Consider the following 22,288-nt stretch of genomic DNA (forward strand, 5'->3'; position numbering starts at 1 on the left):
GCCCTCATTTCCGGTGGCCGCCCTCCGACGTTCGGTCGGAGGGCGGTTTTCCACGATTGCCGATCCGGACAGCACATCGCATGGCTTCCAACGCTTCGTCTGCCAGTCTTCCCCGCCTGCGCGTGCCCTGGGCCGTCGTCGGCGTCACACCCTTCATGGTGTTCGCTCTGCTGTTCCTGATCCTACCGACCTTGTTTCTTGTGGTCGGCGCCTTTCAGGACAATGAAGGTGGCTTCACGCTTGCCAACCTGGGCAAGCTGTGGACCCCGACCATCCTTGCTTCCTACTGGATTTCCATCAAGGTTTCGGTCGCATCGGCCGTGATCGGCGCCGCGATCGGAGCCTTCATCGCCTACGCGGCGGTGTCCGGCGGGCTGCCGCGCTGGATCCGCCCGACCATCATGACCTTTTCCGGCGTCGCCTCGCAGTTTGCCGGCGTACCGCTGGCCTTCGCCTTTCTGGCTACGCTCGGCCGGCAGGGGCTGGTCACGCTGTTTCTGTCGTCGCTGTTCGGGGTCAACATCTATGCCAAGGGCTTCAACCTTCTGTCCTTCTGGGGGCTGACGCTCACCTATCTCTATTTCCAGATCCCGCTGATGGTGCTGATCGTCACCCCGGCCATCGAGGGACTTCGCAAGGAGTGGCGTGAGGCCGCCACCATTCTGGGCGCCTCCAACTGGCAGTATTGGCGACACATCGCCGGCCCGGTTCTACTGCCGAGTTTCCTTGGCGCGGCGCTGCTTTTGTTCGCCAACGCCTTCGGCGCAATCGCCACAGCCTACGCGTTGACCGGCTCGTCGCTCAATATCGTCACCATTCTGCTCTACGCGCAGATTCGCGGCGACGTGTTGCACGATCAGAATCTCGGCTACGCCATCGCCTTCGGCATGATCGTCATCACCGGTCTATCCAACCTCTGCTACATCCTGCTCCGCGTGCGCAGCGAAAGGTGGCTCAAATGAAGAGCAACCGTCTTGGCCACTGGCTCGCCATTTTGATCGGCACGCTCTACTTCGTGGTGCCGCTCGCGGCCACCTTCGAGTTCTCTCTGAGAAAGCTTCGTGGCATCTACAGCTTCGAGGCCTACCGCGTGGTTCTGGCCGACCCTCAGTTCCAGTCGTCCTTCACCTTCTCGGTCGGTCTCGCGGTGGTGACCATCGTCTTCGGCATGGCGATCATCGTGCCCATGGCCTACTTCGTCGAGCTTCGCCTGAGGAAACTGCGGCCGCTCGTCGAGTTCGTGACGCTTCTGCCACTGGTGGTGCCCGCCATCGTCATCGTCTTCGGCTACCTGCGTCTCTACAACTCGTCGAGCTTTCTGCCGCTCACCAACTCGACGCTCAGCACCAACTTTCTGCTCACCTGCGGCTACGTGACGCTGGCCTTGCCCTACATGTATCGCTCGGTCGATACGGGGCTTCGGGCCATCGACGTCAGGACGCTGACCGAGGCAGCGGAGAGCCTGGGCGCTTCGTCGGCCACCATCATCTGGCGGATTATTCTTCCCAACATTCGATCGGCGATGCTGTCAGGCGCCTTTCTGACCTTCGCCATCGTCATTGGGGAGTTCACCTTTGCCAGTCTTCTCAATCGCCCGGCCTTCGGTCCCTACCTCCAGCTCATCGGCGCCAATCGCGCCTACGAACCGGCGGCGCTTGCCTGCATGGCGTTCATGATCACCTGGGCCTGCATGGGCATCATCCAGGTGGTTTCCCGAAACGCTGTCGCGGCTCGCCCCTGACCGGCAACCGACCCACCCACGGAACCCCCGATGTCCTTCATCGAAATCAGTCACCTCAAGAAGTCCTTCGGTCCGAACACAGTGGTCCATGACTTCAGTCTGTCCATCGAGAAGGGCGAGTTCGTCTCCTTCCTCGGTCCCTCGGGCTGCGGCAAGACCACCATTCTCAGGATGATCGCCGGTTTCGAAAACGCCACGTCCGGCTCGCTTCATGTCGGTGGCGTCGAGATGACCAATCTGCCGCCGGCCAAGCGCAACGTCGGCATGGTGTTCCAGGCCTACGCGCTGTTTCCCAACCTGACCGTCGCGGGCAACATCGGCTTCGGCTTGAAGATAGCCGGCAAGGAGCGCGGCGAGATCGACGCGCGCGTTGCCGAGATGCTGGAGCTGATCAAGTTGCCGGACCTCGGCGATCGCTACCCTTACCAGCTTTCCGGTGGCCAGCAGCAGCGCGTGGCGCTCGCCCGCGCCCTGGCGATCAAGCCGCAGGTCCTGCTCCTCGACGAACCGCTCTCGGCACTCGACGCCAAGATCCGCGTGTCTTTGCGCGAGGAGATCCGCTCCCTGCAGCGCGAGTTGGGCATTACAACCGTCTTTGTCACGCATGATCAGGAGGAGGCGCTGTCCATCTCCGACCGCATCGTGGTGATGAACCAGGGGCGGGCCGACCAGATCGGAACGCCTTCGGAGATCTACAACAATCCGGCGACCCGCTTCGTGGCGAGCTTTGTCGGTACACTCAACCTGTTCGAAGCTCGTGTCGTCGATCCGGCAACCGGTCGCGTATCGATCGATGGGCAGCCGGTGTTGACCGCGCGCGACATCTCCACCTACGGTATCGCCGACGAGGCGACGGTCGCGTTGAGACCGGAGGCGCTCTCGCTGGGCGGGGGCGATGGCGATCGCAATGCCCTGACCGGAACGGTCGAAGAGGTGTCCTTCCTTGGCGCTGTGATCCGGGTGCGGGTACGGCTGCGGGAAGCGAGGGTGTCGCTCGACATCTTCAACGATCCGGCGCTCGACCTGCCGAAAATAGGGAAGCCGGCTACTGTTTCCTTCAAGAAAGACGATCTCCTGATCATAGACCGGCACTGAATAGAGGAAAGCCGCCCCCAGGGAGAGGGCGGCCATCGTCTAGGTAGGCTTTTATGTGGTTAGCGAGGCTCGGCGATTAGTCGGCGGCGCCATCCTCGGCTGGGCCGGGACCCTGACCCTGGCCCATCCAGCCCCTCATCATGCCCATGCCCTGTCCGTGGTGCCGGCCGCGCTGGCCGTCACGCCCCCAGCCGTCGCCGCGGTTCGGCCGATCGTCAGCCGAGAGAACGCCGTCGTTGTTGCGATCGAAGCGGCTCATCATGCGCTCGCCCGCCGCGTCGACCTCGGCCTTGCTGATCTGGCCGTCGCCGTCGGCGTCGAGACGCTGGAAGGCCCGCACCATCATTTCGCGATGCTGCTTCCAGAACCAGGGTTCGAACTCCTGGATGTTCACGCCGTCCTTGCCGTCGTTGTTGGCCTCGGCGAACATCTTGTCGCGATAGGCCGTGAACTCGGCGTCGTCGACCTTGCCATCCTTGTTGGTGTCGGCCTCGGTGAAGAGTCTCATCGGTCCACCCGACGGGCCGAAGCCCATCGGTCCCATGCCGGGGCCGGCAGCGAAGGCGGCGGTGCCGATGGTGATGACCGAGAGGGCGGAAATCGTGGCGAGTGTGAGCGCTTTCACGGGAGCTTCTCCTTATGTGTCCGTTCCGCCCACGGCATGAAAGGGGGTTCCCGTCGGCGGCAAACTCAACATAGGGATCAATTGTCGCGCAAATTCGCCCGGAAACCGCCCGGTTGTATTGAGGCGTAACCTCGCCGGGGAGTGATACATCTTGATACCATTTCCTTTGGTATCCTTTTCGCGGATCGCTATCCTTGGGAAATGGAACGTCTGAGTATCTGACATGACCGAGCCACAGCCCCATATCCTGGTGGTCGACGACCATCGCGAAATTAGAGACCTCATTGGCCGTTATCTTCTGAAGAACGGCTTCCGCGTGACCACGTCGGAGAGCGCCGCCGCGGCGCGCAAGGCGCTGAAGGCGGCTGCGGTCGACCTCGTGGTGCTCGACGTCATGATGCCGGGCGAGGATGGCCTCAGCCTTTGCCGTTTCCTGCGCGAAAGCTCCGACACGCCAGTGATCCTGCTCACCGCCATGGCCGAGGACACCGATCGGGTCGTCGGCCTGGAGATCGGCGCCGACGACTATGTCACCAAGCCGTTCAACCCGCGTGAGCTGCTCGCGCGCATCCGGGCGGTGCTTCGAAGGACGCAGGCCGTGCCCAAGCCTCGGGATCCTCTGGAATCCCGGCGACTGAAGTTCGACCGCTTCGTGCTCGACGCGCGCCGCAGGGAACTGGTTGGCGGCGACGGCGTGGCTCTGCCGTTGTCGACGGCGGAGTTCCAACTGCTCACCGCGTTCCTGAAACGCCCCAACATGGTCCTCAACCGCGATCAGTTGATGGACCTCACGTCTGGACGAACGCCGCAAATCTTCGATCGCTCGATCGACAACCAGGTGAGCCGGCTGCGCAAGAAGATCGAGATTGATCCCAAGAACCCCGAGCTGATCAAGACCGTGTGGGGCGGTGGCTACATCTTCTCCGCCGATGTCGAGGAACTGTCAGAGTGAAGGTGCGTTTGTTCCCGCGCAGCCTTGCCGGTCAGCTGTCGGTGTTGCTGATTGCCGCCGTACTGATCGCCCAGGTGGTCACGCTGGTCTTTTTCGCCGAAAGCCGGCGGTCGGCGATCGACGCGGCGGCGCGCGAACAGGTGCTGGGCCGCATCGCCACACTGGCCAATCTGATCGAGGACACGCCGGCCGGCCAGCGCGATCGCATCCTGGGGGCGCTGAGTACCAGCCGCCTCAGCTATTCGATCACGCAAGAGCCCCTGGTCAGGGACGCGGTCGCCGCATGGCCGGACGACGAGACGCGAGCCAAGCTCGACGAGATCTTCGGTCCGGGGCGGCAGGTCCGCGCGGAGTTCGCCGACGGCGAGACGACGGATATCGGCGCCGGCATGCCTATGCGCGGCAACGGTCTCGGTCAGGGCGCGCGGCAGAGGGGCAAGCGGTGGCCGCCGACCTTGGCCCTCTCCGTCCTGCTCTCCGACGGCAAATGGCTCAACTCGGAGACGCTGCTGCCTCGGCCGCAGCTATGGGCCTGGCCGGTGGTGATGTCGACGTTCCTGACGGTGATCGCCATATCCCTGGTTGTGGCGCTGTCGGTGCGGCGCATCACCAAGCCATTGCGGGAGATGGCGCAGGCCTCGGATCGGCTCGGTCGCGGCGAAAGCGTCCCCGACCTTCCCGAGCGCGGTCCGGAGGAGATCGTGCGAGCCAACCGGGCTTTCAACGCCATGCAAGCGCGCGTCAGCCGCTTCGTTGCCGACCGGACCCGCATGGTGGCGGCGATCAGCCACGATCTTCGCACGCCCCTGACCTCGCTGCGTCTGAGGGCAGAGTTCATCGACGATGATGAAACACGCGAACGGATGGTCGACACCATCGACGAGATGACGCACATGGCGGAAGCGACGCTCGCCTTTGCCCGCGACGACGCGGCCGGCGAGGCGTCGCGCAACACGGATCTGCTGGCTCTGGTCGAAGCCGTGTCGGCCGATTTCTCGGATCTTGGTCAGGACGTGAGCGTCGAAGGGCCAGAACACCTCTATCTGTCCGTTCGGCCGGTTTCGCTTCGACGCGCCTTGCGCAATCTTGTCGAGAACGCACTCCGCTACGGGCTCCGCGCCCGTGTTCGGCTTGAACGCACGGCGACAGGGGTGATCATCGCTGTCGACGACGACGGTCCCGGTATTCCCGAGGACAAGATGGAGGAAGTGTTCGCCCCCTTCACCCGGCTCGAAACGTCGCGCAATCTCGAAACCGGAGGCGTCGGTCTTGGTCTTGCCACGGCGCGCTCGATCGTCCGTGCGCATGGCGGCGAATTGACGCTTGCCAATCGGCCCGGCGGCGGCTTGACTGCGGCGATTCATCTGCCGGTGGCTGCCGAAACCTGAGGGGCTGCCGGAAAGCGCGAGCAGGAGCGTCATGTCCGGTACACCAACCTTTGCCGTCGCCCCAAGCTTCATGGGGCTTTCCCGCTTCGATCGCGGTGCCGCCTATGCGCTGGCCGGCATTCCGCTCGATATCGGCGTCACCAACCGAACCGGCGCCCGCTCCGGCCCTGCCGCCGTGCGAGCGGCGAGCCGCATGCTGACCGATGGCGACCATCCTCATTTCTGGATCGACCCGACGCGACTCGACATCGCCGATATCGGTGACTTCCCGATCGCCCTCGGCGATCTTGTCGAGAGCTATCGGCTGATCGAGAGCCAGGCCGAGGGGCTCAAGCATCTCATCGCCATCGGCGGCGAGCACGGCATCTCGCTGCCGCTCCTCAGGACGCTCCGACGCAAGGTTGGCGCGCCCCTCGGCCTTGTTCACTTCGACGCCCATGTCGATACTTGGCCGGACAACTTCGGCCAGGTTTATGGCCACGGCTCGCCCTTCTATCACGCCATCGAGGAAGATCTCGTCGACCCCAGGCGGATGATCCAGATCGGCATTCGCTCGCCGGTGCAGCGGGAGGTGTGGGACTGGACGATCGGAAAGGGCGTTACCATCCTCTCGGCCCAGGACGTTCATGCGATGGGGCCGGCTGCCGTCGCCGAGCGGGTCCGGCAGGTTGCAGGAACCGGGCCGACCTATTTCAGCTACGACGTCGATTGTCTCGATCCGGCCTTCGCGCCCGGCACCGGCACGCCGGAGTTTGCCGGCATTCTTCCCTGGCAAAGCCAGGCCATTCTTCGCGGCCTCACCGGTATCGACTTCGTCGGCATGGACGTCGTCGAAGTGGCGCCGGCCTATGACGTGTCGGAGATTACCGCGCTTGCCGCCGCCACGGTGATCTGGGACTATCTCGGTCTCGTCGGATCGGCGCGATGAGGGCTACTTCCTGAGGATGGCCTTCACGATCGCCTCCGAGCTGATGGAGCCCACGATCTTGCCATCGTCTTCCACAAGAACCGGCTTGCCGGTGGCGACGGAGGCGGCCATTACTTCGCGGATCGGCGTTGCGGGGGCGACCACCGCGCTTCCCTCCTCGTGAGGAAGATCGTCCGCCAACGCCATGACGTCGGACGCGCGTAGCACGGTCAGCGGGTTCATGTGGGCGACGAACTCGGCGACATAAGGCGTCGCCGGCGCGAGCATGATCTCCTGCGCCGTGCCTACCTGCACCACGCGTCCGCCGGCCATGATGGCGATGCGATCGCCGAGCTTCATGGCTTCGTCGAGGTCGTGGCTGACGAACAGGATGGTGCGCTTCAGTTCGGCACGCAAATCGATCAGCTCGTCCTGTAGCTTGTCGCGGATCAGCGGATCGAGAGCGGAGAAGGGCTCGTCCATCAGCAGGATTGGCGCCTCGGTCGCAAAGGCCCGGGCAAGGCCCACCCGCTGCTGCATGCCGCCGGAAAGCTCCTGAACCCGCCGGTCGGCCCAGTCGGCGAGATGGACGCGTGCCAGCTCGGTCTCAACGCGTCGGGCGATGTCCGTCTTTGCGACACCGGAGAGCTCAAGCCCGAGCGCCACGTTGTCGGCAACAGTCCGCCAGGGCAGGAGGCCAAACTGTTGGAAGACCATGGCGACGCGCTGGCGACGGATGCGGCGCAGCGCCGCGGCGTCGCAGCAAGCCACGTCCACCTCTCCCTCGCCGTCGCGGACGAAAAGGTGACCCCGGCTTACCCGATTGAGGCCGTTGACGGCACGGATCAGCGTCGACTTGCCTGAGCCGGAAAGCCCCATCAGCACCAGACACTCGCCTTCGCGCACCGAAAAGGATGCCTGCATGGCGCCGACCGTCAGGCCGGTCTCCACCGTGATTTCGGCGGGACTCAGACCGGAGTCGATCAGAGGAAAGGCGGCTTCCGGCTTCTTGCCGAAGACGATGTCGACGCGCTCGAAGCGCAGCGCGTCGCGAACGCGGGAGGGTGACACAAAAAACTCCTCAGCCGCGGATTCGGCACATGCGGTCCAGCATGATGGCGATCAGCACGATGGCAAGGCCGGCGGTGAAGCCCATGCCGATGTTGACGGTATTGAGCGCTCTCACCACGGGCACCCCGAGACCGTTGGCGCCGACCATGGCGGAAATCACGACCATGGACAGCGACAGCATGATGGTCTGGGTGAGGCCGGCGAGAATCTGCGGCATGGCATAGGGTAGCTCGACCTTGACGAGACGCTGCAACGGCGTCGCGCCGAAGCTGTCCGCCGCTTCTACCAGCGGCTTCGGCGTCGAGGAAACGCCAAGAGCCGTCAGGCGGATTGAGGCAGGCAGGGCGAAGATCACCGTGGCGATCAGCCCTGGAACCATGCCAAGGCCGAATAGCACCAGAGCTGGGATGAGATAGACGAAGGTGGGGATGGTCTGCATCAGGTCCAGCACCGGACGCAATGCGGCCATGGCCCAGGCCCGGCGGGCTGCCAGGATGCCGATCGGCACGCCAAGTCCCATGCAGACCGCAGATGACGCCACAACCAGCGCCAGCGTCTGCGTCGTTTCCTTCCAGAAGCCTTGGTTGACGATGAAAAGGAGGGCTGCGGCGACGAACAGCGCAAGCGGAATCGAGCGCTTCAGCACGAAGGCAAGCGTCGCGATGAGCGCCACGGTAACCGGCGGTGGCGGTGCTTGCAGTGCCAGCACGATCCAACCCACGGCGCCACCCAGCACGGCGGCAATGGCGTCAAAAACACCACCACCGTTGGCCGTCAGCCAGTCGACCAGTGTCTTGGCCCAGGGGCCAACCGGGATCTTGTAGGCCGTGAGGAAGTCCATGATCGCCTCAGCCTCCCTTTCGCTGCGTCATACTCAAAGCCCCAGCGAGGCCTTCACCGCCGACAGGCCATCCTTGCCGTCGCGTGTCGTCACGCCGTCAAGCCAGGGCGCAAGCACGTCGGGATGCGCCGTCAGCCAGGTCTTGGCGGCATCTTTTGCTTCGGCGCCGTTCTCGAGGATGTCGCCCATGATCTCGTTCTCGAGAGCCAGCGAGAACTTCAGATTGCCCAGGAAGCGGCCCAGGTTGGGACAGTCGGCCGAGAAATTCTTTCGCGTGTTGGTGTAGATCGTGGCGCCGCCCAGATTCGGTCCGAAGACATCGTCGCCGCCTTCGAGATAGGCCATCTCGAAGCGAGCATTCATCGGATGCGGCTCCCAGCCCAGGAAAACGACGGGCTTCTTGTCTTTTACCGCACGGCTGACCTCGGCCAGCATGCCCTGCTCGGAGCTTTCAACCAGCTCGAAACCGGAGAGATCGAACTTGTTGTCTTCGATCATGCCGAGGATCAGCCGGTTGCCGTCGTTGCCCGGCTCGATGCCGTAGATCTTGCCGTCGAGCTCGTCCTTGAACTTGGCGATGTCGCCGAAGGTCTTGAGACCGGCGTCGAAGGTGTATTTCGGCACCGCCAGCGTGTACTTGGCGCCCTCGAGGTTGACGCCCGTCACCTCGATCGCACCCTTGTCCAGGTAAGGCTTGAGATCGGCCTCCATGGTCGGCATCCAGTCGCCGAGAAAGACGTCGATATCGCCGTTGGCCAGCGAGGCGAACGTGACCGGCAACGCCAGAAGCTGAACCTCCGGCTGATAGCCAAGCCCTTCCAGCACCGTGGACGCAACGCCCGTGGTCGCCGTGATGTCGGTCCAGCCGACATCGGCGAAGCGCACGGTCGTGCAGGCGTCGCCGTCGGCGGCGAGCGCCGGACCGGCGAGGGCAAGAGCGATCGGCAGGGCGGCAAAGGCGGATCTCATCGGTTGTATTGCTCCTCAAGCCCTTCGGAGGCGTAGCCCCTTCGAGCCATGAAAGTTTTATGACCATGCGGAGCGAAATGAATACGCATTTTCCAGTGAATGCCAATGGTTTTTTGGCCGATCATAGTGGATTACTTCCGGCACGGCGCCGAGATTGGCCATTCTCAGCGTATTTGTCGACTGCCGGGATGCCTGTCCGTTTCAAGATGGTCGGAATTACGCTTTCTGTTTTTTATTGATTGAACAGTCAATTAAAAATATGCTGTAGCGGACAGCGAGGGAGAACGTGATGCCGAAGCTTGGCATGCAGCCGATCCGCCGGTTGGAGTTGGTGGTCGCGGCCGTCGAGGCCATTCACGAGCGCGGACTGAATGGCGTGACCATGGGGGACATCGCAAAGCGGGCAGGCGTCTCGCCCGCGCTTGCGCATCATTATTTCGGTTCCAAGGACGAACTTCTGTCGGCCACCATGCGGCACCTTCTCGGCGAGTTCGCGCTCGCTACCCGCCGACGCCTTGTCGATGCGAAGGACCCGCGAGCGCGGGTCGACGCCATTCTCGAAGCGAGCTTTGCGCCCGAGCAGTTCTCGCCGGCCGTCATCTCCGCTTGGCTCGCCTTCTACATGCAATCGATCCACGACAAGGGGGCCGCGCGTCTGCTCGCCATTTACCTGAAGCGCCTCGAAGCCAATCTTCGGCATGATCTGCGGCCGCTTGTGGGCGAGGGGGCGCCTGCCCTGGCCCGAGGCATCGCGGCGATGATCGATGGGCTTTGGCTGCATGCGGCCTTGCCGACGCTTCATCGCTCCCCCGGCGAGGCGCTCGGAATCCTTCGCGACTATCTCGATGGGCGCCTCGCCGTCGCCGGAGCGTGACGACTTCCCCATTTGCGTCCGGCGCGACGCACCGTTAGGCTCCACCGTCCCTCCGGAGCTTTTCGCCCATGCCCGCACGCCACATTGCCCTCGCCGTCCTCGTCACGGCGATCTGGGGCTTCAACTTCGTCGTGATTCGCCTTGGGCTGGGTTCGGTGCCGCCACTTCTCCTCGCGGCCCTCCGCTTCGTTGTCGCCGCCCTGCCAGTCGTCTTTCTCGCACGGCCGAACGTGCCGCTGGCGCGGATGATCGCGGTGGGCATGACGCTGTTCGTCGGTCAGTTCGCCTTTCTCTTTCCGGCAATGAAGCTCGGGATGCCTCCGGGACTTGCCTCGGTGACGCTGCAAAGTCAGGCCTTTCTGACCATCCTGTTCGCGGCTATCGCCCTGGGGGAGCGGCCGAAGCCGCGCCAGCTCGCCGGCGCCGGGGTCGCCGCTCTCGGACTCATGACCATCGCCACGACGGTGGGCGGCGACTTTACGGTGGTCGGTCTCGGTCTGACCATCGCCTCCGCCGCGAGCTGGGCTCTGGGCAATGTGCTGATGCGGGGCGCAGGCAAGGCCGACATGCTTCCGATGATGGTCTGGCTGAGCCTCGTGCCACCAATCCCGCTGTTTGCACTATCGCTCGCCTTCGAGGGCTGGCCGGCCATCGTCTCGGGCGTCGCCGGCATGGGGCTGGTCGGCGCTGGCTCGGTGCTCTATCTCGCCTTGCTTGCCACACTGGTCGGCTTTGGCCTCTGGGGCTTCCTTCTCAAGAACCACCCGGCCTCGACGGTGGCCCCTTTTTCGCTTCTGGTGCCGCTGTTCGGCACGCTGTCGTCCTGGCTGGTGCTGGGAGAGACCTTCTCGCCGCTGCGCGTCGCCGGCATGGGGCTCATCCTTCTCGGTCTTGCCACCATCGCCTTGCCACTGCCGGCCTTCGCCAAAAAACGAAGGGCGGCCTGAAGGCCGCCCAATGCTCATTCTGCCCCGCTCCAACTGCCTTGCTTACGGCAAGGGCGCCGGATTGGTCGAAAGCGACCTGAGATAGGCGATCAGATTGGCGCGGTCCTGCGGCTTCTTGATGCCGGCGAAGGCCATCTTGTTGCCGGGAACCTCGGCCTTGGGATTGGTGAGGTAGATGTCAAGCGTCGCGTAGTCCCAGGTGTGGGTTTCGCCGAAGGTCGCCATGGCGGGCGAGTATTTGAAGCCTTCATGCGTGCCGGGCTTGCGGTTGACCACTTCCCAAAGGCCGGGACCGACCTTGTTGGCACCCGAATCAGCAAAGGAATGGCAGGCCGCGCATACCTTGGAGGTCTTCTCGCCGGCGGCGACGTCGGCCGTCTTGAGGCGTTCGGCGATTGGCGCCACGTCCGAAGCGGGCGATGCCGCGGGGGCGGCGGCCTGCTGCGTGGCGGCCGACGCATTCGATCCGGCCGCGGGAGCCTCTGTTGCAACAACGGCGGGGGCGGCATTCATGTCGATGACATAGCCGGGTGTCTTGAGGTCCTGCTTGGCGAAAATCTGGTTGGAGACGAAATCGACGGCAAAAACGACGACGGCGACCGCCAGTACGGCGCCGAGAATCTTGTTGGGTTGCAGTGACATCGGGGACACCGGCTCCTTGAGGTCGCGCGGCGCTCGCCCTGGCGCGCGTGACGTTTGTCGGTTTAGGAATGGACCTCGCCAGAAATTTCTGGCCACACTCGGCAGCATATACGGGATTTTGCTCCCTCCTGCAAACTATCCTCAGGTCGCGCCGCGCCGTATAAAGCGCGGCCCGAAAGTGCGTCGGTCGATGCCTTTTGCCGCCCTACCGGAGGATTGAACGTGTCCGAAGTGAAGCCGAACACCTTGGTGATCATTCCCTCGCGCCTCGGTTCGACGCGCCTGCCGGACAAACCGCTTGCTGATATCCATGGCGAAGCGATGATCGTCCACGTCTGGCGGCGGGCCGTCGAGGCCGGGATCGGCGAGGTGGTCGTCGCCTGCGACCATCCCTCCATCAAGGTGGTCATCGAAGCGGCGGGCGGTCGCGCGGTGTTGACGCGCCCCGACCATCCGAGCGGTTCGGATCGCATCTTCGAAGCTCTTTCCAAGGCCGATCCCGATGGCCGGGTCGAGGTGATCGTCAACGTGCAGGGCGATCTGCCGACCATCGCTCCGTCCGCCGTTCGTGCCTGTTTTGACCCGCTTCTCGATTCTGCGGTCGACGTTGCCACGCTCACGGCCGAGATTGTTCGTGACGAGGAAAAGGTCGACCCCAACGTGGTCAAGGTCATCGGCTCGCCGGTGGCCGAGCGTCGCCTCAGGGCGCTCTACTTCAGCCGCGCCACCGCGCCTTACGGCGATGGGCCGCTTTACCATCATATCGGCCTTTACGCCTATCGCCGCTCGGCGCTCGCCCGCTTCGTGACGCTGCCTCCATCGACGCTCGAGAGGCGCGAGAGGCTGGAGCAGCTTCGCCTTCTCGAAGCGGGCATGCGCATCGACGCGGCCATCGTCGACGATGTGCCGCTCGGTGTCGACACGCAGCACGATCTGGATCGCGCCAGGGAGATCATCGGCGCCTCGCTCAAGGGATGATGGCCGGCCCGAAGGCACGTCGCCCCTCAAGACGCGGCTTCGAAGGCCGGTCCGATATCCGCTTTTGCTGGAATTGCCCCGGCGCGGCTGCTATGCCGCTTTCCGCCTTTTGAAAAAGCGGAAGAGAACGATGTCGGAAAAGCTGAAGGTCGTGTTTCAGGGCGAGCCGGGCGCCAACTCCCATCTTGCTGCCCTCGAAGTCTATCCCGATTGCGAGGCCATCGCCTGTCCGACCTTCGAGGACTGCTTTGCTGCGCTTGCTTCGGGGGGCGGTCACCTCGGCATGATTCCGATCGAGAACTCGACCGCCGGGCGGGTCGCGGACATCCACCACATTCTGCCGCATGCCGACGTCCATATCATTGGCGAGCATTTCCTGCCGGTTCATCACCAGCTTCTCGGCGTCAAGGGCGCGCGTCTCGAGAACGTCAAGACGGCGCAAAGCCACGTGCAGGCGCTCGGGCAGTGCCGGCAGACCCTTCGCTCGCTCGGCATCACGCCAATCGTCGGCGCCGATACGGCCGGCTCGGCCCGCGAGATCGCCGAGGCCGGCGATCCGACGCGTGCCGCCATCGCCTCATCTCTCGCCGCCGATATCTATGGCCTCGACGTGCTGAAGGCCGACTGCGAGGATACGCTTCACAACACGACTCGCTTCATCATCCTGTCGCCGCGCCCGCGCGCTGCCCCGCCTTACGGAACGCCGACGGTGACCACCTTCATCTTCCGTGTCCGCAACATTCCGGCCGCGCTCTACAAGGCCCTGGGTGGTTTTGCCACCAACGGCATCAACATGACGAAGCTGGAGAGCTACCAGCTCGAAGGCCAGTTCTTCGCGACGCAGTTCTACGCCGACGTCGAGGGACACCCCGACGATCCGGCCGTGAAGTTCGCCATGGAGGAACTCGAGTTCTTCAGCCGCGAGGTCAAGGTGTTCGGCAGCTATCCCGCCAGCCCGTTCCGCGACAAGATCCGCGAGCCGGCCGCCCATCTCGGACTCCGGCCCGGAGAGTGATCCCTACTTGAGGTCGGCCCACACCTCGATGAGGTGGCGGGCGACTGCGAGCCTCGGCGGGCAATGAAGCTTGCCGACCTCGGTGGTTGCCAGCATCGCCTTGACCTCGTCTCGCGTGAACCAGCGGCAATCGTCCATTTCGTCCTTGTCCACCACGATGTCGGTGGAGATCGCCTCGCCATAACAGCCCAGCATCAGGTTGGCCGGAAACGGCCACGGCTGGCTGGCATGATATCGGACGGCGCCAACGTCGATGCCGGATTCTTCCTTCACCTCGCGGCGCACGGCGTCCTCCACCGTCTCGCCCGGCTCCATGAACCCGGCAAGGCAGGTATACATGCCCGCCTCGAAGCGCGGCGTGCGGCCGAGCAGCACCCGGTCCTCGCCATCCTGGATCAGCATGATCACCACCGGGTCGGTGCGCGGAAAGTGCTGGGTGCCGCAGCCGGTGCAGGTCCGCTGGTAGCCGGCGGCGATACTGACCGTCGGCGCACCGCAGACGCCGCAGAAGCGGTGGCGCTGGTGCCAGAACAGCGTCGCGCGCGCCTGGGCAACCGGACCGAGACCATCGGCGCCAACCAGGGCGTCGCGGGCAAGGCTGCGAAGGTCGACAAGACTCTCGCCGGGCTCAAGCTCGGGCTCGTTCTTGAACTCGCCAGCGAACCACGGGCGCTCCTCGGGGTCCAGGCCGAGAAAAATCTTCGTCTCGGTCTCCTGAAACAGCGCATCGGCGGCGGTTCCCTCGAAGTCGAGACGGCCCGACTTCACCAGCACACGGTCGCCGAACAGCATCATCAACCGTCGGCGCGGGTCGACGAGGTGGCGCTGCACGAGCGCTTCGTCGGTACGCTGTTCGGAGTGTCGATGAAGCTGATTGATCGAGTAGGTGTTGTGGCTGGACCAGTCGAAGCCGAAGGGAGGTTCGGAAGGCAAGATCATCGTGTCGTTCGCTTTCAGTGGACCGGCTCTCACCGCCGGCCGGGTGCTTGAGGCCGTCCGTCAGAAACGGTTGCGACCGATATTGAGAAGTCTCAGCACCAGCCAGACCGGGATCACCACCACGGCTCCGAGCAGGAAGTAGCGCCAGACGCGATCGACGGCGTCGAAGCCCATCGACCAGATGCGGTCGACGAAGCGCAGTGCCGACGTCACGATATCGTAGGGCTCTATGCCGAGTGCGGCGAGAACGACGCCGACGACAAGAGAGAGAATGACGAGCCTGAGAAGGAGACGCGCCGGGCTGTCGCCGAACAGGCGCACGAAACGGTCGGACATGGAAACGCTCCGGCTTTCCGGTTAGGGAGGTCGCCGACAGATAGGCGCGGCAACCGGCCTTGTCCAGCGGTCAGTGGCGATCGGCAGGGGTGACACCGAAGCCGTTTCGGGCATCAGCTAGTTCAAGGTACGTTCGGCCATGGGGCTGTCCAGCGAGAAGGCGGGAACCGTGACATCGAGCGTCGTACCGCGATCGTCGACCATTCGGTAGCTGCCTGACATGATGCCGCTCGGCGTCGATAGCGGGCAGCCGCTGGTATACTCGAAGGCTTCGCCCGGTTCGATGATCGGCTGCTGCCCCACCACGCCCGGACCGGTCACCGTGCGACGGAGGCCGTTGGCGTCGGTGATCTCCCAGAAGCGGGTCATCAGTTGTACGGCGCGCCGGCCGTGGTTGGCGATGACCACCCGGTAAGACCAGACGTAGCGGTGCTCTTCGGGCTCGGACTCTGCTGGGAGGTAGCTCGGCTCCACCGTTACGGCGATCTCATGGCTGACGGCTGTGAACATGGCGGGTGCATCCCGAGTTGCTGCTCGGCGTCAGTAAAGGCTTTCGGGGAAGAAGCGCAAGGCGAGATCGGCCAACGTGCCGTCGGCATCGAGCGCCCGCAAGGCGCTGTCGATGCTGCCTTTGAGCGCTGTGTTGTCTGCGGCGACAGCGATCTTCATGCCGTCGCCGAAATAGGCCGGCTCGGTATAGGCGCCTCCGGAAAAGGCGCAACAGCCCTTGGCGACCGGTCCGGCCAGCCAGAAGGAAGCCCCGACGGCGCCGGTGAAAACGGCGTCCACCTCTCCACTCTTGAGAGAAGCGAACAGCTCCGCCTCGCTGCTCGATGGGTGAAGCTTGGCGGCCGGGAAAAAGTCGCCGATGAAATCGGCATAACGGCTGCCGGCGATGACGCCCACCGTTTTTCCCGAAAGCGAATGTGGCGATGGCTCCACCAAAGCCGGCCATCGGCGGACGAAGCGTGCCGGCTCTCTGAAATAGGGAACAGAGTAGGCAAGATGCCGACGCAGGGCCGGCGTATCGGCGACGCCTGCGGCGATGGCGTCGGCCTTGTTCTCGCGCACCGCGTCAAGCAGGAGCGGAAACGGCCGTATCTGGACCGTACAGGGAATGGCAAGACGAGTGCAGATCGCCCTGGCGACCTCGACGTTGAAGCCGGTGATCAGGCCCGAACCGTCGATGAAGTTGAAGGGCGGGAAATCGTCGGCGGTTACGAAGCGAATGGACGGCGGGCTCGCGCCCGCAGCCGTCCCGCTACCGGGAGGGACAAGTCGAGGATAGCCGGAATCGGCGGCGCTGCCAGATGAGACGGATGGACCGAAGAGGCAGAGGACGATGCCCAGACTTGCGGCAATCAAGGCTTTGGAGAAGCGCATCTTCGGTACACTCGGCGACCGCGGAAATGAAGCTCCCACGAGGCTAGCCGAACTTCGGTGCAGGCGGAAGCCTCTGCTTCTCGCCGCCCGATCGTTCGATCATCCCTTTGTGGGATAGCCGGAAAGCCGGCGGACGCTCGTGACCGGCTCACCACCCGAGGCGATGCGGGCAATGGCGCTGCCGAGCGGCTCTATTACCGTCGCCATGTGAAAGCCGTTGGCGTGCAACAGTCGATCCGGCCCCGCGACGATGCCGACGTGTCCCTTCCAGAACACGAGATCGCCACGCTGGAGAGCATCGGGGTCGCCGTTCCAGTCGATCGTTTCGCCGACGCTTGTCTCTTGCTGGTCGGTATCGCGGGGGGCAGCGACGCCGACTTCGGCAAGGGCTCTCTGGACGAGCCCCGAGCAGTCGATGCCCAGGCTCGACGAACCGCCCCACAGATAGGGCGTGCCGACATAAGTAGCGGCGATGGCGACATAATTGCCGGTTAGTGGCGATCCAATCGGCCGAAGATGTTTCATCACCGTGGCCGTGCCGTCTGGGAGCAGCGCATAGACGAGATTGCGTCGCTCCACTTCGCCGGTGACCGCAACGAGTGCCCCCTGGACCAGCGGGTAGGCGACGGGCAGCTTGAGATCGGCCCCTGAGAAGGCAAAGGAGCGCAGTTGCGACACGGCATGCGTCGGCTCCGGCGCCGAGAAGGACAGCGCCTCGGCCGGCATGTAGCCGACGTAGCCGTCGCGCTCCATCTGGACGAAGGCCCAGCCCTCGTCATCGGTATCGAGCACCCGGACGGCTTCGCCATGGATTGCCTCGCTCTCGAGCGGGCAGTCGAAGCGTGGCTCGCGCCGGAGGCCGGCGAGAGGGGCGACGATCCTGGCCGGTCGCGGCTCGATGTAGCGCTCGGCCGTCACGAGGCCGGCGAGCGCGGTATCGGCGAGGTCAGGGCGAGCTAAAGTGGTACGGCGATCGGTCGTCAACGCGGCAGTTCCCTGGCTTTGTCCACGATGGTGTCGGCGAGGCGTTCGAGAAACAGTGCCCCTTCCACGGTGCGATGCACAATGACGTTCCGTCTGTCGGCTTCGTCGCGCCTACGCCCCAGGAGTTTCAACTCGCCCATGGTGTCGAGGGCGCGGGTGATCGCCGGCTTGGTGACGCCGAGCTTCTCGGCAAGCCCGCGCACAGTATGCGGTGGCGGTTCGAGATAGACCGTGAGCAGCACGGTAATCTGGCGCGGCGACAGGTCTGCGCCGTTCTCACGCACGATCGCGAGAGAGACGTCGTGCCAGAGTCTGAGGGCCTGAGCGGGGCGCATGTCGATCGGCATGCGCCCCTTCTACACCGAATTCGTTTCGGAGGCGTTATTATTGGGCCTCAGCCGCCGAGCGCCTGATCGAGATCGGCGATCAGGTCGTCGGCATGTTCGAGGCCGACCGAGAGGCGCAGCAGGCCCTGACGAATGCCGAGTTCCTGACGGACTTCCTCTGTGAAGCGCTGGTGCGTCGTTGTCGATGGATGGGTGACGAGGCTCTTGGCATCGCCGAGGTTGTTGGAAATCTTGATGATGCCGAGCTTGTTCACGGCGGCGAAGGCGCCCTCGCGGCCGCCCTTCACCTCCAGGGCGATCATGGTCGATCCTCCGGTCATCTGCTTGCGGCAGATATCGGCCTGAGGGTGGCTCGCCGAACCCGGATAGATCACCTTCTCAATCTTGGGATGCCCCTCGAGGAAAGCGGCGATCTTCGCCGCGTTCTCGGCCTGCCTGCTCACCCGGAGCGAGAAGGTCTCCAATGCCTTCAACATCACCCAGGCATTGAACGGGCTCATGGTCGGGCCGGTTTGGCGCAGGAACACCTGCAGATACTTCTCCAGGAACTCCTCATTGCAAAGGACGACGCCGCCCATGCAACGGCCCTGGCCGTCGATATGCTTGGTGGCCGAATAGGCCACCACGTCGGCGCCGAGTTCGAGCGGCTTCTGATAGAGTGCGGTGGCGAAGACATTGTCGACCACGAGGCGCGCGCCGGCCGCGTGGGCGATCTCGGCCACGGCGGCGATATCGACCACTTCCAGCGTCGGGTTCGTCGGGCTTTCGAAGAAGAAGACGCGCGTATTGGGCTGGACCGCCGCCCGCCACTGGTCGAGGTCTCTGCCATCGACCAGCGTACAGGTGATGCCGAAGCGCGGCGCCAGTTCTTCGACGATGTAGCGACAGGAGCCGAACAGCGCACGCGCCGCCACGATATGGTCGCCGGCCGACGCCTGCGACAGAATGGCCGCCGTGACCGCCGCCATGCCGGTAGCCGTCGCCCGTGCCACCGGGGCGCCCTCAAGCAGCGCCATGCGCTCCTCGAACATGGTCACCGTCGGGTTGGAGAACCGGCTGTATTGGAAGCCCGGATCGAGATTGAGGAAGCGCGCTTCCGCCTGCTCGGCACTGTTGTAGACGAAGCCTTGCGTCACGAACATCGACTCGGACGTTTCGCCCCACTGCGAACGCAGGCTGCCGCCATGCACGAGAGCGGTATCGGGATGCCAGTTGGCCTTGGTCATGTCTTCGTCCTTCATCGTCGAGGTCCGAAAAAAGCGAACCCGGCTGCGCATAGGCGAGCCGGGTGTCAACAATCGACATGTCCGTCCCGACCTTTTAGCAGCATTTTTTAGCGTGGCGGCAAGCCGGTCGGCTCAAAGAACCACGAGTGACGTTACGCTAGGGGAAGCGCCGACAAACGTCAAGCGGCCGATCATTGCTCTCCGTTGCATGATCGGAGCAGTGCCGCCGCAAGAGGCAAAGGACAACGGCGAAACTGCTCACTCGCGTAAGATATTTTTCGCCATACCGAGATTAATCGCGAACCTCCACTGATTGTTGGTTGATGGCAGGCAAAATAACCGTCATGCGCGCCCCTCTTGCGGAGACCCTATGAGCCCGACGACCAGCCTTGATCGCCGATTTTTCTTGCGAGTGATCCTGCCGATGTTCGGCTTGATCGCCGTTTTGCTCGCCGGCGCCATGGCAGGCGTACTCATGCTGTCGTCCAAGCAGAACAACCTTTCGAACGAGTTCCAGCAGCGAACGGCGAGACAGGCGCTCCGCCATTTCGCCGATGAGCTCGCCAGTCTGGCTGGCGGTATGGCAGGCCGTGACGAAACGGCCGCGCATGTCGTGGATGCGCTCGACGTTGAGTGGATCTCCAGCCACTTGCTCGCAGTCGACGCCGAGGCCTTTTTCTTTGTTGTCGGGCCGGATGATCGCACATTGTTCTCGCGCGTGGACGGTCGCGTCGTGTCGGTGGAGGCCCGCGGCATCCTACCGCCGGCCTTTGGTCAGTTGATCGCCCGTTGGCGCGCTGGCCGCCTTGCCGACACGACGACCCAGCTCATCGCAGTCGACGGAGCGCCCGTGCTGTTCGCGATCAGCGGCGTTCATGCCGTCGCCGATAGAAGAAAGCCGGCCGACGACGGCTATGCTCTGGTGATCGGCCGCCGGGTGGATCGGTCCAGCCTCAGGAGGATTGCCGAGACCTTCCTCTTGCCGAATCTCAGTTACGAGCCGGCCTTCGGTCAGACCACGACAGGTCCTGGCCGCCTCCGCCTGATGAGTCAGGACGGCACCATGGGCGACTCTCTGGTGTGGGATCCCATTCTGCCTGGCGATGAGATCATCAAGGCCATTGGACCGGGATTGGCTTTGGTCTTTGCGGCCTATCTGGTGCTGACGGCCGTGGTGCTGGTCTTCGCCCGTCGCGCCGTCCGGCTGATCAGCGTCAACGAGGAAAAGGCGCTGCACGACCCGCTCACCGGCTTGCCGAACCGGTTGCTGCTGCTCGACCGCATGAAAAGGCTGCTCGAGCCGAAGCGCGGCGAGGACGCAAGGGCTGCGGTGTTCTACCTCGATCTCGACGGTTTCAAGGATGTCAACGACAGTGCCGGCCACGCCGCGGGCGACGCCGTGCTGGTTGGGGTGGCGCGCCGTCTGCGCGAGTTCTGCCGGACGGAGGACACGGTGGCCAGGCTCGGTGGCGACGAGTTCGTCATGGTTATCCCGACCGACGATCGGCTGTTGGCCGAGGCGCGGGCCGAGACGGTGCTGGCCGCGCTGAGCAACCCCTATCACTACAACGGCCGGCCGCTGGTCATCGGTGTCAGCATTGGCATTGCATTGGCGCCCGAGCACGGCCTTGATGTCGCAGCCTTGCTGCACAAGGCCGATGCCGCTCTCTACGCCGCCAAGCAGGACGGCAAGGGTCGGGTTCGGTTCTATCGCAAGAGCATGCGCAGCGAGATGCCGCCTGAAGGGTTGATGATGCTTTCCTCTGCTGGCATCTGAGTCCCCTCATTCTTCGAGTCCGACGCCTCTTCGAGTTTCCAAGGGCAACAAAACAGGCTAGAGCTTTGAAAAGTCCGGCCGCGCCTTTCGGTGTCGGCCTCGTATCTTGCTTTTCGGACGCTCTGTACTCTCATGACCGATATCGCCGGCATTCTTCCCGCTCACCGCATTCGCGAACTGTTCGATGCCGGCGCGATCGCGTCGACGCGGCCACTCGATGCGGACCAGATCCAGCCGGCCAGCCTCGACCTTCGCCTGGGTCCGGTCGCCTATCGGCTGAGGGCGAGCTTCCTGCCTGGCGGCGGCTCCACCGTCGAGGACAAGCTCGACTATCTCGCGCTGCACGAACTCGATCTCAGCGTTGGGGCGGTGCTGGAAACCGGCGGCGTCTATCTCGTACCGGTTCTGGAATCTCTTGCGCTTCCCGACGAGGTGTCCGCCTCGGCCAACCCCAAGAGCTCGACCGGCCGGATCGACGTCTTCACCCGCCTTATCACCGACCATGGCGTCGCATTCGACCAGATCGCCGCCGGCTATCATGGCCAACTATGGGTTGAAGTGTCGCCGCGTACCTTTCCGATCAAGGTTCGTTCGGGCTCACGGCTCAGCCAGGTCCGCTTCCGCCGGGGCGATGCGCGCCTCGACGACGCGGCGCTGGCCCTGCTCCATGCCCGGTATCCGCTGGTCGATCTGGAACCGCGTTTCGAACACGGCCTGACGCTGTCGATCGACCTTGCCGGTGCAGGGGAGGGGGCTTTGATTGGCTATCGCGCCCGACGGCACACCAGCGTGCTCGATGTCGATGCCAAGGCGTCGCAGGATGTCGATGATTTCTGGGAGCCGATCAAGGCGCGCGGCCGGACGTCGCTGATTCTCGATCCGGATGAATTCTATATCCTCGTGTCGCGTGAGGCGGTGCAGGTACCACCCGAGACGGCGGCTGAAATGGTCGCCATCGACCCGCTGGTCGGCGAGTTCCGCGTCCATTATGCGGGCTTCTTCGACCCCGGTTTCGGGCACGCCCCGGCCGGCGGCAAGGGAGCCCGCGCCGTGCTCGAGGTGCGGAGCCATGACGTGCCCTTCATCCTCGATCACGGCCAGACCATCGGCCGTCTTGTCTACGAGCACATGGTGGAAGTGCCAGCGACGCTCTACGGGCAGGGCATGGGGTCGAACTACCAGGCGCAGGGCTTGAAGCTCTCCAAGCATTTTCGCCCCAAAGCGGCCTCTTGACAGCGCCGAGCGAGACTG

24 protein-coding genes and 1 riboswitch are annotated in these 22,288 nt (G+C 64.0%); of the genes, 12 read left to right on the forward strand and 12 right to left on the reverse strand.

What is annotated here, in order from left to right:
• Positions 1–80: 80 nt before the first annotated feature.
• The 3 genes from M4J40_RS10710 to M4J40_RS10720 are packed head-to-tail and all read left to right on the forward strand — an operon-like array spanning position 81 to position 2,836.
• Positions 81–962 (forward strand): ABC transporter permease subunit, encoded by an 882-nt coding sequence (locus tag M4J40_RS10710; protein ID WP_251754120.1) that lies wholly within the window; start codon positions 81–83, stop codon positions 960–962.
• Positions 959–1,741 carry an ABC transporter permease gene (locus M4J40_RS10715; protein WP_251754121.1) on the forward strand — a complete coding sequence of 261 codons (783 nt, stop codon included), beginning with the start codon at positions 959–961 and terminating at the stop codon, positions 1,739–1,741. Before M4J40_RS10710 ends, M4J40_RS10715 begins: the two co-directional genes overlap by 4 nt.
• 30 nt (positions 1,742–1,771) lie before the next feature.
• Positions 1,772–2,836 carry an ABC transporter ATP-binding protein gene (locus M4J40_RS10720; RefSeq protein ID WP_251754122.1) on the forward strand — a complete coding sequence of 355 codons (1,065 nt, stop codon included), beginning with the start codon at positions 1,772–1,774 and terminating at the stop codon, positions 2,834–2,836.
• Between the two features lie 76 nt (positions 2,837–2,912).
• On the opposite strand, the gene M4J40_RS10725 is transcribed toward M4J40_RS10720, so the two are convergent.
• Entirely contained in the window at positions 2,913–3,461 is a 549-nt protein-coding gene (locus tag M4J40_RS10725) for an EF-hand domain-containing protein (protein ID WP_251754123.1), read from the reverse strand.
• Between the two features lie 223 nt (positions 3,462–3,684).
• On the opposite strand from M4J40_RS10725, the gene M4J40_RS10730 reads away from it, so the two are divergent.
• The 3 genes from M4J40_RS10730 to speB are packed head-to-tail and all read left to right on the forward strand — an operon-like array spanning position 3,685 to position 6,729.
• Positions 3,685–4,413, forward strand: a complete 729-nt coding sequence (locus M4J40_RS10730; RefSeq protein ID WP_251754124.1) for a response regulator — start codon at positions 3,685–3,687, stop codon at positions 4,411–4,413.
• The gene (locus tag M4J40_RS22535) at positions 4,410–5,801 is read left to right on the forward strand and encodes an ATP-binding protein (RefSeq protein WP_251754125.1); all 1,392 of its coding nucleotides are present in this window, start codon (positions 4,410–4,412) and stop codon (positions 5,799–5,801) included. Before M4J40_RS10730 ends, M4J40_RS22535 begins: the two co-directional genes overlap by 4 nt.
• A gap of 31 nt (positions 5,802–5,832) precedes the next feature.
• Positions 5,833–6,729: an agmatinase gene (gene speB, locus M4J40_RS10740; protein WP_251754126.1), complete on the forward strand. Its 897-nt coding sequence runs from the start codon at positions 5,833–5,835 to the stop codon at positions 6,727–6,729.
• A 3-nt stretch (positions 6,730–6,732) separates the two neighbouring features.
• On the opposite strand, the gene M4J40_RS10745 is transcribed toward speB, so the two are convergent.
• The 3 genes from M4J40_RS10745 to M4J40_RS10755 are packed head-to-tail and all read right to left on the reverse strand — an operon-like array spanning position 6,733 to position 9,589.
• Positions 6,733–7,779 carry a glycine betaine/L-proline ABC transporter ATP-binding protein gene (locus tag M4J40_RS10745; protein ID WP_251754127.1) on the reverse strand — a complete coding sequence of 349 codons (1,047 nt, stop codon included), beginning with the start codon at positions 7,777–7,779 and terminating at the stop codon, positions 6,733–6,735.
• Positions 7,780–7,789: 10 nt separating this feature from the next.
• Positions 7,790–8,620, reverse strand: a complete 831-nt coding sequence (gene choW / locus M4J40_RS10750) for a choline ABC transporter permease subunit (protein ID WP_251754128.1) — start codon at positions 8,618–8,620, stop codon at positions 7,790–7,792.
• 33 nt (positions 8,621–8,653) lie between these two features.
• Positions 8,654–9,589, reverse strand: a complete 936-nt coding sequence (locus M4J40_RS10755) for a choline ABC transporter substrate-binding protein (RefSeq protein ID WP_251754129.1) — start codon at positions 9,587–9,589, stop codon at positions 8,654–8,656.
• A 289-nt stretch (positions 9,590–9,878) separates the two neighbouring features.
• On the opposite strand from M4J40_RS10755, the gene betI reads away from it, so the two are divergent.
• Together betI and M4J40_RS10765 are read left to right on the forward strand one after the other, a co-directional pair.
• Complete coding sequence (betI, locus tag M4J40_RS10760; protein ID WP_251754130.1) at positions 9,879–10,463, forward strand: transcriptional regulator BetI; 585 nt, start codon at positions 9,879–9,881, stop codon at positions 10,461–10,463.
• 68 nt (positions 10,464–10,531) lie between these two features.
• Positions 10,532–11,410, forward strand: a complete 879-nt coding sequence (locus M4J40_RS10765) for an EamA family transporter (RefSeq protein WP_251754131.1) — start codon at positions 10,532–10,534, stop codon at positions 11,408–11,410.
• Between the two features lie 42 nt (positions 11,411–11,452).
• On the opposite strand, the gene M4J40_RS10770 is transcribed toward M4J40_RS10765, so the two are convergent.
• Positions 11,453–12,052, reverse strand: a complete 600-nt coding sequence (locus M4J40_RS10770; RefSeq protein WP_251754132.1) for a cytochrome c family protein — start codon at positions 12,050–12,052, stop codon at positions 11,453–11,455.
• Positions 12,053–12,283: 231 nt separating this feature from the next.
• Here M4J40_RS10770 and M4J40_RS10775 point away from each other — a divergent pair, with 231 nt between their 5' ends.
• Both M4J40_RS10775 and M4J40_RS10780 read left to right on the forward strand, forming a co-directional pair.
• The gene (locus M4J40_RS10775) at positions 12,284–13,030 is read left to right on the forward strand and encodes a 3-deoxy-manno-octulosonate cytidylyltransferase (protein ID WP_405030743.1); all 747 of its coding nucleotides are present in this window, start codon (positions 12,284–12,286) and stop codon (positions 13,028–13,030) included.
• A gap of 130 nt (positions 13,031–13,160) precedes the next feature.
• Positions 13,161–14,045, forward strand: coding sequence for a prephenate dehydratase (locus M4J40_RS10780; RefSeq protein WP_251754134.1), 885 nt, complete (start codon positions 13,161–13,163; stop codon positions 14,043–14,045).
• Between the two features lie 3 nt (positions 14,046–14,048).
• On the opposite strand, the gene nudC is transcribed toward M4J40_RS10780, so the two are convergent.
• The 7 genes from nudC to M4J40_RS10815 all read right to left on the reverse strand — a co-directional run bounded on the left by nudC (position 14,049) and on the right by M4J40_RS10815 (position 19,275).
• Complete coding sequence (gene nudC, locus M4J40_RS10785; protein ID WP_251754135.1) at positions 14,049–14,984, reverse strand: NAD(+) diphosphatase; 936 nt, start codon at positions 14,982–14,984, stop codon at positions 14,049–14,051.
• Positions 14,985–15,044: 60 nt separating this feature from the next.
• Entirely contained in the window at positions 15,045–15,320 is a 276-nt protein-coding gene (locus M4J40_RS10790; RefSeq protein ID WP_251754136.1) for a DUF6460 domain-containing protein, read from the reverse strand.
• Between the two features lie 117 nt (positions 15,321–15,437).
• Entirely contained in the window at positions 15,438–15,830 is a 393-nt protein-coding gene (apaG, locus tag M4J40_RS10795; protein ID WP_251754137.1) for a Co2+/Mg2+ efflux protein ApaG, read from the reverse strand.
• A 30-nt stretch (positions 15,831–15,860) separates the two neighbouring features.
• Positions 15,861–16,703 (reverse strand): transporter substrate-binding domain-containing protein, encoded by an 843-nt coding sequence (locus M4J40_RS10800; protein WP_251754138.1) that lies wholly within the window; start codon positions 16,701–16,703, stop codon positions 15,861–15,863.
• Positions 16,704–16,802: 99 nt separating this feature from the next.
• Positions 16,803–17,687, reverse strand: a complete 885-nt coding sequence (locus M4J40_RS10805) for an NlpC/P60 family protein (RefSeq protein ID WP_251754139.1) — start codon at positions 17,685–17,687, stop codon at positions 16,803–16,805.
• Positions 17,684–18,034, reverse strand: a complete 351-nt coding sequence (locus M4J40_RS10810) for a MarR family transcriptional regulator (protein WP_251754140.1) — start codon at positions 18,032–18,034, stop codon at positions 17,684–17,686. The genes M4J40_RS10805 and M4J40_RS10810 overlap by 4 nt, the downstream gene beginning before the upstream one ends.
• Positions 18,035–18,081: 47 nt before the next feature.
• Positions 18,082–19,275: an O-succinylhomoserine sulfhydrylase gene (locus M4J40_RS10815; RefSeq protein WP_251754141.1), complete on the reverse strand. Its 1,194-nt coding sequence runs from the start codon at positions 19,273–19,275 to the stop codon at positions 18,082–18,084.
• A gap of 59 nt (positions 19,276–19,334) precedes the next feature.
• Positions 19,335–19,414: riboswitch (SAM riboswitch) on the reverse strand.
• 216 nt (positions 19,415–19,630) lie between these two features.
• Here M4J40_RS10815 and M4J40_RS10820 point away from each other — a divergent pair.
• Both M4J40_RS10820 and M4J40_RS10825 read left to right on the forward strand, forming a co-directional pair.
• The gene (locus tag M4J40_RS10820) at positions 19,631–21,037 is read left to right on the forward strand and encodes a GGDEF domain-containing protein (RefSeq protein ID WP_251754142.1); all 1,407 of its coding nucleotides are present in this window, start codon (positions 19,631–19,633) and stop codon (positions 21,035–21,037) included.
• Positions 21,038–21,169: 132 nt separating this feature from the next.
• On the forward strand, positions 21,170–22,270 hold the full coding sequence (locus tag M4J40_RS10825) for a 2'-deoxycytidine 5'-triphosphate deaminase (protein ID WP_251754143.1): 1,101 nt from the start codon (positions 21,170–21,172) through the stop codon (positions 22,268–22,270).
• Positions 22,271–22,288 lie beyond the last annotated feature (18 nt).

It is taken from the genome of Pleomorphomonas sp. JP5 (assembly GCF_023721815.1).
In the GTDB taxonomy this organism is placed as follows: Bacteria; Pseudomonadota; Alphaproteobacteria; order Rhizobiales; family Pleomorphomonadaceae; genus Pleomorphomonas.

Coding starts and splice junctions, on each gene's coding strand:
- speB (WP_251754126.1), top strand. CDS start 5,833: ATGTCCGGTACACCAACCTTTGCCGTCGCCCCAAGCTTCATGGGGCTT.
- M4J40_RS10800 (WP_251754138.1), bottom strand. CDS start 16,703: ATGCGCTTCTCCAAAGCCTTGATTGCCGCAAGTCTGGGCATCGTCCTC.
- M4J40_RS10715 (WP_251754121.1), top strand. CDS start 959: ATGAAGAGCAACCGTCTTGGCCACTGGCTCGCCATTTTGATCGGCACG.
- M4J40_RS10815 (WP_251754141.1), bottom strand. CDS start 19,275: ATGAAGGACGAAGACATGACCAAGGCCAACTGGCATCCCGATACCGCT.
- M4J40_RS10780 (WP_251754134.1), top strand. CDS start 13,161: ATGTCGGAAAAGCTGAAGGTCGTGTTTCAGGGCGAGCCGGGCGCCAAC.
- M4J40_RS10710 (WP_251754120.1), top strand. CDS start 81: ATGGCTTCCAACGCTTCGTCTGCCAGTCTTCCCCGCCTGCGCGTGCCC.
- M4J40_RS10730 (WP_251754124.1), top strand. CDS start 3,685: ATGACCGAGCCACAGCCCCATATCCTGGTGGTCGACGACCATCGCGAA.
- M4J40_RS10770 (WP_251754132.1), bottom strand. CDS start 12,052: ATGTCACTGCAACCCAACAAGATTCTCGGCGCCGTACTGGCGGTCGCC.
- M4J40_RS10825 (WP_251754143.1), top strand. CDS start 21,170: ATGACCGATATCGCCGGCATTCTTCCCGCTCACCGCATTCGCGAACTG.
- nudC (WP_251754135.1), bottom strand. CDS start 14,984: ATGATCTTGCCTTCCGAACCTCCCTTCGGCTTCGACTGGTCCAGCCAC.
- M4J40_RS10790 (WP_251754136.1), bottom strand. CDS start 15,320: ATGTCCGACCGTTTCGTGCGCCTGTTCGGCGACAGCCCGGCGCGTCTC.
- betI (WP_251754130.1), top strand. CDS start 9,879: ATGCCGAAGCTTGGCATGCAGCCGATCCGCCGGTTGGAGTTGGTGGTC.
- M4J40_RS10755 (WP_251754129.1), bottom strand. CDS start 9,589: ATGAGATCCGCCTTTGCCGCCCTGCCGATCGCTCTTGCCCTCGCCGGT.
- choW (WP_251754128.1), bottom strand. CDS start 8,620: ATGGACTTCCTCACGGCCTACAAGATCCCGGTTGGCCCCTGGGCCAAG.
- M4J40_RS10820 (WP_251754142.1), top strand. CDS start 19,631: ATGAGCCCGACGACCAGCCTTGATCGCCGATTTTTCTTGCGAGTGATC.
- M4J40_RS10810 (WP_251754140.1), bottom strand. CDS start 18,034: ATGCCGATCGACATGCGCCCCGCTCAGGCCCTCAGACTCTGGCACGAC.
- M4J40_RS10720 (WP_251754122.1), top strand. CDS start 1,772: ATGTCCTTCATCGAAATCAGTCACCTCAAGAAGTCCTTCGGTCCGAAC.
- M4J40_RS10765 (WP_251754131.1), top strand. CDS start 10,532: ATGCCCGCACGCCACATTGCCCTCGCCGTCCTCGTCACGGCGATCTGG.
- apaG (WP_251754137.1), bottom strand. CDS start 15,830: ATGTTCACAGCCGTCAGCCATGAGATCGCCGTAACGGTGGAGCCGAGC.